The sequence below is a fragment of the Wolbachia endosymbiont of Armadillidium vulgare str. wVulC genome (assembly GCF_001027565.1).
In the GTDB taxonomy this organism is placed as follows: Bacteria; Pseudomonadota; Alphaproteobacteria; order Rickettsiales; family Anaplasmataceae; genus Wolbachia.
In genome coordinates this window covers 98,726-111,549 of record NZ_ALWU01000001.1, presented here as the reverse complement: position 1 = coordinate 111,549, position 12,824 = coordinate 98,726, and the positions used below count along the sequence as shown (strand labels likewise).

The window sequence follows — 12,824 nt, the reverse complement described above, 5'->3', positions numbered from 1 at the left end:
TACCCCTATGTTTATTATGAATTGTGTAATAAAAAAACTACTGGCCAGACCAGAGTTTAATATTCATTTTGTTCCAATGTGTAATGCCACTATTCCATAGCTCATATTACAAAACTCAACATTCCTAAAGCCTACCTCTTCAATTTCCATTTTAAAATTAGTCTGAGTTGGAAATTCTCTGATGCTTCTTACTAGATATTCATAAGAACTCTTGTCTTTAGCAACTATGCTGCCAATTTTAGGAATTACTTTAAATGAGTATAAGTCATAAAATTTGGTGAATATCTCATTTTGATAATGCATAGGGGCAAACTCCAAGCAAATAAATTTCCCATCTGGCTTCAATACCCTATATGCTTCACTTAAAGCCTTCTTGCGGTCAGAAAAATTTCGAATACCAAAAGCTACTGTATAATAATCAAATTCAGAATCTTCAAATGGTAAACTCTCTGCATTTGCACATACCCAATTGAAATTGAGCTGATTTGAATTTATAGCTTTGTCACATCCTCTGTTTAGCATGTTTTGATTTATATCACATACTGTAACTTGAGCACTTGGTTCCCCTTTTGCTATTCTTATAGCTATATCTCCGGTTCCTCCAGCAATGTCCAAAACCTTGGAGTTCTTTTTAAAATGCACACTACTTACCATCTTCTCCTTCCATAGCCTATGCATTCCAAGACTCATTATATCATTCATGATGTCATAGCGATTAGCTACAGAATCGAAAACCTCTTTAACTAATTGTGATTTATCCATATTTTATACAGAGATTAGCAGTTAAATTAATATACTAATGAGAAAAATATACTACAATTAAACATATTTAATCCAGTAAATCATTAGTGTTGACAGCTTTTTCACAAAATATCATCTCTCTTATTATGATATTGTCTGTAGCAATTGTCGATATGGCAACAGACCTATACTCAGTTGCATTGCCAAGTATTGCCAATTATTTTAAGGTGGAAGGTAATATAGCGCAGCTTACAATCAGTTTAAATTTAGTAGGATTTGCAATATCTGGATTAATTTATGGCCCACTGTCAGACTATTACGGTAGGCGCCTAATAATGCTGATTGGTATGGCAATTTTTACTTTGGCAAGTATCATGTGTTGCGTAGCTGATAATATTATACTTTTAATATTAATCCGTTTTATACAAGGAGCAGGAGCTGGTGTTGCAGGCGTTGTCGGATATGCAGCAATCAGGGATATGTACTCAGGTAGTGAATACTCAAGAGTAATCTCAAAGTTAAATATGGTAGTAGCACTTTCACCTGGAATAGCTCCAGTGATAGGCAGTTATATAATTTCACATGGTTATAGTTGGAAATTTTTGTTTCTTATCATATCAATTGCAGCAATTGTTATGCTCATTTTTATTTACTTGAAGCTGCAAGAAACGCTCACTGTAAGTAAAAACCAAACCAACATAGCCATCAATATCTTCAAGCAGTATATGTCAATGTTCAAGAATTATCGTTTCCTTGGGTTTTCAGCCATTCATGGATTGACTTTTATGTGGCTTTGGGCGTACATTGCTAATTACCCGTTCATATTTGAATCAATAGGCGTTGAAGTACAATATTTTGGCTATCTCATATCAATTATAGTTATATTTTACATAATTGGCACTTTAATCAATAGAAGGTATGTACCAAAAATAGGAGTGAGCAAGATGCTAATCATAGGTTTGGTATTACCGATAATATCCGATGGTTTGTTGATATATTTTTATCTCATAAACAAATTGAGCATACTTATTCTTCAAATTATTTGGATTCCAAGCAATATCGGGCTTGCACTTGTAATCAGCAATAACGTAACTTCTGCTTTAGAAACAATCAAAGGTATAGGTCTTGGTAGTGCAGTCCTCTCATTCTGCAATATGATGTTTGGAGCTATTGGAATATATATAGTAGGGAAATTTTTTCGTTATGGTATTTTACCGAATCTACTGTTAACAGTTGCATGTTCTATAATAGCAATTCTTATATATAGTTTACTCAAATATACTGAGAAACACGGAGAATAACCATTATTTGTATAACCCAGAGCTCATAAATTATTAACTACTTTACTATAATAATACAATTTTATAGAGAAGCGTAGGATGAGTGGCAATTCTTTTGATTATAAATATTATAACAGCTCCATACTAAATCAGGGTGAGAAAGCTCGATTAGCTAGAAAGACTCATAAAGTTGGGGAAATCTTCTTAAAACATATCAGCAATGATGTCCCTGGTATGTCAGTTGACGTTCTTAATATCAAAGACTTTGGAAAAGAATATAATTATGCATTCGAACGGCCAAACAGTATTCATGCACGATTTAAAAATGATTACGATCTAGATAAAGATAAAGTATTGATTTACTCATGGCCTCGTTACAACGAGTTTGATGAAAGTAAATGGAATAATTTTTTATCACAACTAAAAGAAAGTGATTACGATCTAAATTTTATTGGAACTGGTCCACTTAAGTTTAAATATAAAGGTTTTAACTACAGTGTATATCCTCCAGCTTTCAGCTTTTCACAAAGAGAAACACTTTTTTCGCCAGCAAGCAATGAAGTTTATACCCTTCTAGAAGCAAAAATTTCTAGTGACTACAAAGATTATGAATCTTTCGCTTTCAGCTTTTCACAAGAAGAAGCAAATGAAATTATAGAAAATATTAAAAGATCTCATCAATCAATAAAAAAGAAAATTATTGATCATTATCAATCACTAGGAAAAGATTTTGTTAAAAATGATTCAGATTACATAGCGATTGTTACTGATATAAATAATAAAACAAGACTTAGTTCTGTAATATACTTTAACGAACGCAATGGTATTGATGAAGTTAAACTAGAATTATATAAAGCGACTCCCTTACACTTATTTGCTAAGTACAGTCTTTCTCAGCAGCTAGAAGATAGACTAGATAAGGGAACAGATGTTAATGCAATGGATGAAAGTGAAAAGACCCCTTTACATTATGCCGCTGAAATGGGCCATGTGAAGATAGTACAAATTCTATTAGGAAAAGGAGCAGATGTTAATGCAAAAGATGAAGATGGAAATACTCCTTTTGATTTAGCTAGCGCAGAAGAAATAAAAGCTCTATTAAAAAAAGCCGCAGAAAAAACTGATGACAGTTCAGTATCGACAGATAATGAAGTAGGTCAAGAGGAAGATGTTGGACAAGAAGGTAATGCCCAACTAAGTTTACAAGAACAAAAGGAAGAACCACAGGAGATCAGTGCAGAAGAAGGAAATGACGTAAAAATTGAAGCTGCTGATAATGGACATCCTACTGATAAAGCACTTAATATGCCCAAACAAAATAGTGTTAGTCCACAAAGTGAATCATCAATAAGTGAAGAACAGCCGAGCTCTTTTTTTGGTAATTTGTTTAGTATACTTATGAAACCTTTTTCTTTAATAGGATCATTTTTTGGTGGCTTTTTTTCATGGTTGTTTGGATCTGATGAACCACCAACTGTGTTAGAACAACTGAGTAACTCAGGAGGAGAGGAGCTAGCAAACTATCAAGAGAATTCCGATGATATCATATAAAAGAATATCTTAATTTTTATTAGCTGTAGAATAAAATTTTTTATTTTAATGAAAAAATTGCTTCCGCATACTCAAGATGCCATTATAATGATAGTGGAGATATTTAGAGAGCTCAAAATCTATCTCGGTCTGCAGACCTTTCAACCAATTTTTCAGTAAAAACTTCAGCGATATCTGTTGTATGTGTACTCTGAATCTTTTTTACACAGGAGGATTTTATGCCTAGAATTCCAGATACTTGACCTTTACTTTAGCTAATAACAGGCGCCTGTAGTTTTTAGATTAGTGTTAACACGGTTTTTCTGCTTTTTTTACTTAATGTCTTAACTCAATGCACACCAGCATCATTTACTGCTTCTATTGCTATCACTAACGATATTGTTGTTTTATGCTACAATGTAGATGATGCAGATTTTGCATCGTAATAACATTTTTGTATGATTAATGTTAAGTTAATTATTAGCCCAGCAATATTGCTAAGCACAATAAAAGTTAACCCCTCATAGAGACCATAGATAAGCCAAGAAGATGAACAAATAACAAAATTATCAGCATCGATATATCACGAGTAAGTTTAGTAATATATGATTTATACACTTGAGGTAATAATCCAACTAGAGACGAAATTAATGCAATGAAACCGAAGCACTTTCCTATGCTTATATACATACACCCTCCTTTTATTAATATATTAAATTTAAAATGTTGATAATATTGAATGTCTTTAAACTATTACTAAACTATAATAATTATATAGCTTAAATCAAAAAGAATTAAAAGTATACCTAAGCTAATTATTATCCAAACTAATAGTCGGCTGTGCATCCTGCTCAGAGATCAGAGCAACTAGCAAATTGTTTATCAATTGAACCTTTTGTTTTCCATCCAATTGTAAGCTTTTATTTTTTTCAAAATGGGCTATTACTTCTTCGATAATTCCTATTGCATTTTGCACTATATGCTTTCTTGCAGAGGTGATGGCATGTGCTTGTTGACGCCTCAGCATTGCTTGTGCAATCTCAGATGAATACGCCAAATGCGATATTCTCGCTTCTGCAATCTCAATTCCAGCAATATTCAATCTTTGTTGTAACATTGACCGCAATTCATTCGAAATTCTGTCAGAATTTTTACGCAAAGATTCCTCATCGCTTTCGCTGTCATAAGGATAATTGCTTGCCAATTCTCTAATTACTGAGTCACTTTGCACAAAAACGAATTCATGATAATTATTAACATTATAATATGCCTTTGCAGGACTGCTAACTCTCCAAACAATCACTACTGATATTTCTATTGGGCTCCCATTTGCATCATTCACTTTTATTTTTTCTGTATTGATATTCTGAAATTTCAGAGAAACAACATGTTTGTTTGAAAAGGGAAGCGTTACACATATTCCAGATTTAAAATAAGTTCCGATATAATGACCAAAAAACTCTATCACTCTTGCTTCATTAGGATCATTAATGAAAAATCCTTGAGAAAAAGCCAATATTGAAACAGCAGTAACCCCAAGCGCAATTGTACTGTCATACGCTACAAAAAGTACCAATAAAACTAATCCTAGCGCTATTAGTACAGGAAAAGCCTTTAAATTTCTATCATTTATCGTATTTTTATCTGTACTGTTTTCATCAGATTTCTTTTTCACTTGCACCCTCTCTGCTGATTATTTTATCTACCTTACTTACAAATAATTTAAACTCTCTTAATTCACGATCAGGCAACTTTATCTCAGTTCTATGAGCTATTGTAAGCGGATCAATGTGCTTACCATTATACATAACTTCATAATGTAAATGAGGTCCTGTTGCAACACCAGTGCTGCCAACATAAGCTATAACCTGACCCTGCTTTATTTTAGAGCCTAACTTTATATCACTACTAAATTTACTTATATGCGCGTAACAGGTTGAATACCCATTTTCATGTTTTACTTTAATATACTTGCCGTAACCTCCGTTATTTCCTATATATTCTATTATACCCTCTGCAGCAGCATGTATAGGAGTGCCAAGTTTAGCTGCATAATCTACTCCTTTATGAAAAACAACTTTACCGCGAATAGGATGCTTTCTATTACCAAATTTCGAAGATATACGATAATCTCCGTTTAAAGGACTTACGAAAATTTCGCTACTTGTTAAGCTTATCCCCTCTTTATTAAAGTACCCCCCTTTGCCGCTCTGTGATTCATAATGATACAAGCTAATGGCCTTTTTATCTGTTATCAGTGAAGTATATAAAATTTTTTCTTCAGCTTTCTGATTACCGAGCGATTTCTCAAAAAGAACCTCCAACTTACTTTTTGGCACAATGTCTTTTTTAAAATCTATACCATAACCTTTATATATGTCGATTAATCTCATCACTGTATTTGGCGCCAAACCTTCTGTGTCAAAAAAAGAGGATTTTATGTCACTGGATATGAATAACAACTTTCTATCACTTTCTGTAGCTTTTTTTTTCCTGATCCCGTGCTGAAGTAACGCTGGAAAGTGGTTTAGGTTGCTTTCTGTCATTCCAGTGCTTGACACTGGAATCCAGTTTTTATTATACAATCTCTTGGTGTGTCCATTTGTAATTGAATTCCAGTGTCTGGGCATACAACTGCACGAACATTGCAATTTGCGGGTGGTGTCATGAAAGTAGCTGACACTGGAATCCAGCTCTTTGACTGACAATGCTGCATAGTGTGCTTGAATTTTTCTGGATCCCAGTGTCTGGGCACTGGGATGACACCCTACACGCTGTGCAGATGTTTCAGTAGCATATGCTGGTAAAGCACAAAGCAGCAGAAGTATTACCAGCCTCATAGTTCATCAGCAAAAATAAAATTACCTTCCACATACTGCACATCGTCATTATCTTCTAATTCTTCAACTAATGCAGATAATTTATCAATTAATTCTTTATCGCTAACTTTAATCAGATCTTTTGGCTGCCATGAAAGACGAGCAAGTTCTGGTTCTCCAAATTTTGTATAGAAAGCATCACGCACTCTACCAAATTCTTTTACTTCACAAGTTATAATATACAATCCTTCTGAGTTATTCTCCTCAACATTCAATACTTCTGATTCAATTCCAAAGTTAAATAAATCTTCAAAATTCATACCCTCTGCTTTATAGATAATCAAGCCTACATGATCGAAAAGGTAACTTACACCTCCTGTTTCCCCCAAATTACCGCCCTTGCGAGAAAAGATATAACGTATCTCAGAAGCAGTTCGGTTGCGGTTATTTGTTAGGGCATGAACAATAAGTGCAGTACCATAAGGTCCGCAGCCTTCATATTGTATTTCTTCATAATTTTCTCCAGCAACGTTACCAGTTGCATTTTTTATTGCTGTTTCTATTTTATCTTTTGGTAGATTTTCCTTACGCGCAGCAAATATAGCAGAGCGAAGACGTGCAGAATCAGGCAGCCCTTGTTTTGCAGCAACTGTTATTTCTCTAATGAGCTTTGTAAATTTTTGAGAGCGCTTTGCATCCTGAGCGCCTTTCCGGTGTTTTATATTTGAAAATTGTGAATGACCAGCCATAAGAAAACTAATTCAGACCTTCTGCTAACATACTTTTATACTGCTCAGCTTCTAAGTCAAGGCCAAGAGCTAAGTAAGCCGAGATTAAATGGTTAATAATTCTAGGAAAATATTGAGAATCTTTATCGCTTACCATATTTTGAAAACGTTTAATTGCCGCTAAATATTCACCACGCCTTAAATAAAATCCACCAATAGAATACTCTTTTTTTGATATATGTTCTGTGATTAATTTTGCTTTTTCTTTGATCTCGTCTATATACTCGCTATCTGGGAAAAGGTTAATGTACTCAGTAGCTAGCTCTAAGGTTTTATATGCAATTTGTTGCCCAAGCTGCACTTTGTTAATTTGCATGTAATAAGATAATACTCTTAAGTAATATATATATGGTAAATCTTCACCATTTGAATAAGTGTATATATAATCATCCATATCACTTCCAGCACTGCTGTAGTTACCCATATTATAGTGAGAAACTCCAGACAATAATTTTGCTTTCATTGCCCAATAAGACAAAGGATACAAATCCTCTATCTTTTGAAATGCTCTAATAGCTTGCTTATATTTTTTCTCGTCAAAAAGCCTAACTGCTTCCTCGTATAGTTCGGCCTCAGTGTGTTCAAGATCATTCGCATACGACTGCGTAAAGGGGGAAATTAGAAGAAAAAAGCATATGGTTAAAGTCTTATACATAAGATTTTTTTTCAATCAAAGTAAAGTATAGACTAAATATTATCTAAATAAACAAATTTTTGAAATTATCATCGAGCAAAAAGCGGCTCTTGGCCACCATTCCTTACATTACCCGCACCAGCACCTGTTGAAACACCTTTTCCACTCACTTCTACGTCCTCTAGCTTTCTACTATAAGAATGTATGATCAATCCACTTCCTGCCATCAAAAGAGCAATACCTACTAGACCTAAAGCAGGTCCAACAGCAGATGATGCTAATGCTACTAACATTATCTTCCTTACTAGTAATAAAGAAGAACCAGCAAAAATTAACTTAGCCGCAGACATATTGCTTGTCTTTTTTTCAGACCTATCATCAAAGCCTTGCTCTTTTTCTACCTCATGTTTTTTACTTTTCTTGTACTCACAATAGCAGAGAGTAGCACTCGCCACAAAGTAAAATAGACTGGAAATTGAAAAAACTACGTCTTCTATTATTCCTTGTTCCAATGCTTCGCTTACTATGCTGGCCACAATAACTAATGTAACTAAAGCAGCATCAGCATAGTTAAAGTAATCATCAATTGTATAAGGAGAGTCTCTCTTTTCTTTTTCTCCCCTTTCAATATTCTCCAACTCTCGTTCTTTTTGTGCTATTTTCCTATTATTGTAAATTAAATATAGCGTACAAATAAGAGATAGGACCATGAAAGGTAATATAGTGTGGCTTAGCGCACCACTTATCACGCCAAGTAATACCTGATCGCTACATGTTTTTTCCAGTTCAATAGCCATAAATAATGCAAATGGAACCATTGTTGCCAATGATACATATTTTCTATGTAGCTCTCTTTTTTTTAACGTTAATAACTCTTGTTCTAGCTTCTTCTTTTTTTTTTCTTCTTCGAGTGTTAATAACTCCTGTTCAAGTTTCTTTTTCCTTTCTACTTCTTCTTCGATTCCTGACCAAAAATCCCGAAAAAAATCCTCCACTGTAGCATCTTTTCCAAATCCTGATCCTTTAGAGAAGTGCTTAGTATTAAGGCTATCTGCAGTAATAATAGTCATATGAATCGACTAATTTATGAACTAATACATTATACAGGATTTTAACTACTCAGTCAATATTATGAAATTATTAACTGCTTTTAAGCAATTCAGTCAATCTGTTTGATGCCAACTAGAACGTAATTATAACCTGACCACACAGTCATAATAGCCGCAACCCACAAACAAATCACACCTACATATTTAGTTGCTTCATAATCACTCATTATTAGCGCTACTACGGCAACCATCTGCAAAAATGTTTTAATTTTCCCAGCTTTGCTCACAGGTAGGATAACGTTCTTAGCTATCAAAAACTCCCGCAGACCTGAAACTAATATCTCCCTACAAACAATTATAACTGACGGTATAATTGTAACATCATCTATCTTTTGCTTATAGACTAGCATGATTATTGTTGAAACTACTACTAACTTATCGGCAATTGGATCAAATAACTTGCCAAAATTCGATTGGACTTTCCATGCACGCGCTAAATAACCATCAAAAAAATCTGTAATGCACGCAAACATAAAGATCAATATTGTTATTAGATTTGCATACTTACTTTCTATATAAAAGCTTAATATTATTGCCGGTATTGCGAGCGCACGAGAAATTGTTAGCAAATTAGGCACGTTTTTCTTAAGCATGTACATCACTCTCCTAATAAACTCCTTCAATTAACTGATCCTTTCTCCTAAGAAACTCCTTGAACTAACTCATCTTTTTTTACCAGGATATAGCCAAATTCAGAAGCTTTTCTACTTAGATTTTTCATAACCCTGTCTTGATAAAGTTTCTCATAATAATCAATTCCTTTTTCTACATATTCTTTTCCATATTTTAGCATATTGTAAAAAATACATGCCAATTTTCTTGCTGTAGCAGTAATTGCTTTCGGTATCTCTAGTCGCTTCTTTAAAACCTCCTGCAGTATGCACCAAGTGCAGTCTTGATACACAGCAAGGCATTCGCAGCACGATTTATAACCTTACGTGTTCTTGTTCCAATAATTTTCCCTCCTGTAATTTTATTAGTAGGACTCAACCCGAGCCATGAAGAAAAATGCTTTTCTGTCTGCCATTTATTGCGATTTATACCTGTTTCTGAAATGATAGTCTGTACACTTAATACATCAAGTCTTGGAACTTTAGTAAAATCCATTCCCGTTATTCGATATAAATCTTCGTCTACGGCAAAATCTGGACTATTCTTCTGCTTCCGCTTTTTTATTTTATTCAATGTTCCGTTCTCATTCAACTTTGTTTCAAATATTTTATAGTAATTTTCTATACTTTTATCACATTCGGTTTGAAAAAAAGTATATGCTGCATATTCTTGTTTCAATACAAACAAGTGTTCTTCTCTATATGATCATAAATATAGAGAAGTTACCGTATGAAATATCACATAAAAAAAGAAATTTGGAAGCAAATTTTGCATTTTTAAAGAGCACAAAAGGAATACACAGTAAAAATGAGGAGAAGTTAAGAATATTTATGGAAGCAGTGTGGCAAAATGGCTGCCAATGACCAAGAATTTACGGTAATTACAGGAGTATACATAGGAGGTTTAAAAAGTGGTGCGAAAAGGGAATTTTGGTAAAATTACTTAAGTATGCACAACAAGATCCAGATTTGGAAATCTCCATAATTGATGGAACAATCATCAGATCTCATTCATGTTCAGCTGGATATAGAAAAGATTCTCAGGCTCAAGAGGCCTTAGGGCGGAGAACTGAAATTCATGCACTTGTTGACGCATTGGGAAATCCACTCAAATTTATTCTGACCTTAGGCCAAAGGAACGCAGGCATCACAGTTCTGACTAAAAATGTCTCTAGCCCCACTGTAGCGGCCGATTGACCAAGCTGTTTTGATAATCCTAATTTTGGTTTCAGTATTTTTGTTTCTCATATCTAACACTCCTTTTTTTATGTTGTTTTAACTTACTTTTTTTAAGTTAAGTCTTGTTTAATACAAAAAATATCTGTACTCATAGCTACCAGTGTAGCACTTAAACCTAGTGCTCAACTTTATGGAACACAAGAACCACAAGGAATAGCAAATGAGAGTTCAGTAACTTGACATAGTTGTACTGCCTTCCCACGTTTGAAGCAAGTTATTATTCCATCTCAAACCATAGTACAGAGTAAATATGACTAAAATTTTCTGTTTATGAGTTATTTATGTAAAGATACTATTTGACTTTGAGCTTTGAAGGTACTATGTAATAGTATTATTTAATATGCGAGGTTTATTTATGGGTATGAACTCTAGTGAAAGGGCAAAGGTGCTCAAAGAAAGTAAAACTCAGTCTGTGTCGCCAAAAAAGTTCAAAAATAATCAGTCCATGTTACCAAAACGGAGTCGGAATTCTGGTGAAAAGCTATGGAATGCATCAAAAGTATTAGAAGATACAAGAGTAGAATTAAAAAAAAGACGGCTTGAAATAGAATTAAAAAAAGACCATGAAATTTCAGAAAAACTGTCAGAAGAAGAAATAGAAAAAATAGTGAAGTTGGGAGAGGAAATAGAAGAAGAGGTACAAGAAATAGCAACGCCAATACCAATGTTACTACTTAAGGAAAAAATAACACAATTACGAGGAGGAAAAACAATAAAATTTGCTGAACAAATAGAAAAGCAAGCAAAAGAAATGCAAGAATTATATAAGAAACTAGAATTAAGTGCTAAAATAAAAGAAGAAGATCTAAATAAGCTCAAGGACATAAAGAAAGAATCAGCAGAGTGTTGCAGAGAGTTAGTGAGCTATATGCCTAATTCAAATCCTAGAATGTTGTACACTACTGTTATTGGTGTTAGTCTTGCTGCTGGGTTGGTAACAAGTACTGTACTTGAGCATACAACTAGACTAAGTATGTTAGCAATAATCAGTATGGCAGCAGTATCTGCACTCGTAGCCGGTTACGTTACATATAAAACAATAGAACCTAATACTAAAGTAGATGAATCAAGAGAATCACACATAAGTAGTACTAGTCATTCACTTCCTCAATCTGATGGATAAAATTTTATCAATTCTTTTTAAGTTGCTTCTTAAAAGGAGAACATCAACGATGTTCTCCTTTTAATTTGGTTGAAATGCAGAAAACTCCTATGTTGAAGTTCACAAAGTTGTTAAGTGTTGCCATTAAGTCCTAGCTAGTACAACTAGGCAAGTGTTCGTGTATCTTATTGACATATTTAACTTATTCTGTTACAATTTTTAGTAGTATGTTTAGAGGTAAAAAATGATGAAAGGCTTTAGATTGCTAATTAATCAAATCAGGCTTTCATGGATTAGCTTAATATTAAAAATAAAGAGCTTCTTTCAAATTCACAACACACATCATCAAACAACCGCTAGCAATGGAAATGACCATACAAAAAAAATAAGTATAGAGAACAAAATAGAAGCGCAAGATAATGAAACTGATTTAGAGGATATATGGTATGATGATCTAGAAGAGCAAGAATTAGATAGAGAGGAATACTTTGACGCTGTTGAGAGTTTGGATGAACAGGAAAATAGTGCTAACATAGAAAGAGATGAAAGCAATAATTTTTATAGTGCTAAAAATTTGCGAAGGGTACAAGAATTTATTAACCATTCAAATACTTTTGCAATTGCAATATTTGAACATTCAGTAAACAAATTGTCTGGGCATTATAATGATGGTAATTATCAACTTGCAAGTCTTCAGCTAAGCAATGATAGAGAAAGTAGAGCTTGTACACTAAATCTTGAGAGTAAGCAATCTAGTATCAAAATTAGTTCTAATCACATGCGGCTATGGATGCCATTTTATTTTGAAAGTAAAAAGCAAGAGTCAATAGACTATCTTTTCCAGTATAGAAATAAAAATGGTGATATAAGCACGCCTGGTATAGTAATGCTTCTAGAGAAGCCAGATAGTATCAACCTTAATCCTAATTTCTGGTTTCTACATCGTACTGTTTGAAACAAAATAAAAGAAA

At 33.6% G+C, this 12,824-nt stretch carries 13 protein-coding genes and 1 pseudogene; 5 read left to right on the top strand and 9 right to left on the bottom strand.

Features of this window, described 5'->3' with window-relative positions; genetic code table 11:
• Window positions 1–63: 63 nt before the first annotated feature.
• The gene (ubiE, locus tag wVul_RS00525; protein WP_047758733.1) at window positions 64–762 is read right to left on the bottom strand and encodes a bifunctional demethylmenaquinone methyltransferase/2-methoxy-6-polyprenyl-1,4-benzoquinol methylase UbiE; all 699 of its coding nucleotides are present in this window, start codon (window positions 760–762) and stop codon (window positions 64–66) included.
• A gap of 125 nt (window positions 763–887) precedes the next feature.
• Between ubiE and wVul_RS00520 the strand changes: the two genes are divergently transcribed.
• Together wVul_RS00520 and wVul_RS08015 are read left to right on the top strand one after the other, a co-directional pair.
• Entirely contained in the window at window positions 888–2,042 is a 1,155-nt protein-coding gene (locus wVul_RS00520) for a Bcr/CflA family efflux MFS transporter (protein WP_047758732.1), read from the top strand.
• Window positions 2,043–2,120: 78 nt separating this feature from the next.
• On the top strand, window positions 2,121–3,572 hold the full coding sequence (locus wVul_RS08015; RefSeq protein ID WP_153295366.1) for an ankyrin repeat domain-containing protein: 1,452 nt from the start codon (window positions 2,121–2,123) through the stop codon (window positions 3,570–3,572).
• A gap of 492 nt (window positions 3,573–4,064) precedes the next feature.
• Here the strand turns inward: wVul_RS08015 and wVul_RS09620 are convergent, their stop codons facing one another.
• From wVul_RS09620 to wVul_RS08000, 8 genes and pseudogenes are all read right to left on the bottom strand, one after another.
• Window positions 4,065–4,241: a PQ-loop domain-containing transporter gene (locus wVul_RS09620; RefSeq protein WP_237350145.1), complete on the bottom strand. Its 177-nt coding sequence runs from the start codon at window positions 4,239–4,241 to the stop codon at window positions 4,065–4,067.
• Window positions 4,242–4,362: 121 nt separating this feature from the next.
• Window positions 4,363–5,226: an SPFH domain-containing protein gene (locus wVul_RS00510; protein WP_047758731.1), complete on the bottom strand. Its 864-nt coding sequence runs from the start codon at window positions 5,224–5,226 to the stop codon at window positions 4,363–4,365.
• Window positions 5,210–6,391 carry a peptidoglycan DD-metalloendopeptidase family protein gene (locus wVul_RS00505; RefSeq protein WP_047758730.1) on the bottom strand — a complete coding sequence of 394 codons (1,182 nt, stop codon included), beginning with the start codon at window positions 6,389–6,391 and terminating at the stop codon, window positions 5,210–5,212. Before wVul_RS00505 ends, wVul_RS00510 begins: the two co-directional genes overlap by 17 nt.
• Window positions 6,388–7,119, bottom strand: coding sequence for a YebC/PmpR family DNA-binding transcriptional regulator (locus wVul_RS00500; protein WP_047758729.1), 732 nt, complete (start codon window positions 7,117–7,119; stop codon window positions 6,388–6,390). The genes wVul_RS00505 and wVul_RS00500 overlap by 4 nt, the downstream gene beginning before the upstream one ends.
• A gap of 7 nt (window positions 7,120–7,126) precedes the next feature.
• Entirely contained in the window at window positions 7,127–7,813 is a 687-nt protein-coding gene (locus wVul_RS00495) for an outer membrane protein assembly factor BamD (protein ID WP_047758728.1), read from the bottom strand.
• Window positions 7,814–7,881: 68 nt separating this feature from the next.
• Window positions 7,882–8,862: a hypothetical protein gene (locus wVul_RS00490; protein WP_047758727.1), complete on the bottom strand. Its 981-nt coding sequence runs from the start codon at window positions 8,860–8,862 to the stop codon at window positions 7,882–7,884.
• 89 nt (window positions 8,863–8,951) lie between these two features.
• Entirely contained in the window at window positions 8,952–9,494 is a 543-nt protein-coding gene (gene pgsA, locus wVul_RS00485) for a CDP-diacylglycerol--glycerol-3-phosphate 3-phosphatidyltransferase (RefSeq protein ID WP_047758726.1), read from the bottom strand.
• A gap of 47 nt (window positions 9,495–9,541) precedes the next feature.
• Window positions 9,542–10,215, bottom strand: a pseudogene (locus wVul_RS08000) (transposase); the annotation flags it as partial.
• On the opposite strand from wVul_RS08000, the gene wVul_RS07995 reads away from it, so the two are divergent.
• The 3 genes from wVul_RS07995 to wVul_RS00460 all read left to right on the top strand — a co-directional run bounded on the left by wVul_RS07995 (window position 10,215) and on the right by wVul_RS00460 (window position 12,808).
• On the top strand, window positions 10,215–10,376 hold the full coding sequence (locus tag wVul_RS07995) for a hypothetical protein (RefSeq protein ID WP_153295364.1): 162 nt from the start codon (window positions 10,215–10,217) through the stop codon (window positions 10,374–10,376). The pseudogene wVul_RS08000 and the gene wVul_RS07995 overlap by 1 nt on opposite strands.
• A gap of 730 nt (window positions 10,377–11,106) precedes the next feature.
• On the top strand, window positions 11,107–11,874 hold the full coding sequence (locus wVul_RS00465; RefSeq protein ID WP_047758724.1) for a hypothetical protein: 768 nt from the start codon (window positions 11,107–11,109) through the stop codon (window positions 11,872–11,874).
• A 223-nt stretch (window positions 11,875–12,097) separates the two neighbouring features.
• Window positions 12,098–12,808 (top strand): hypothetical protein, encoded by a 711-nt coding sequence (locus tag wVul_RS00460; protein WP_153295362.1) that lies wholly within the window; start codon window positions 12,098–12,100, stop codon window positions 12,806–12,808.
• The last annotated feature ends 16 nt before the right edge of the window (window positions 12,809–12,824 follow it).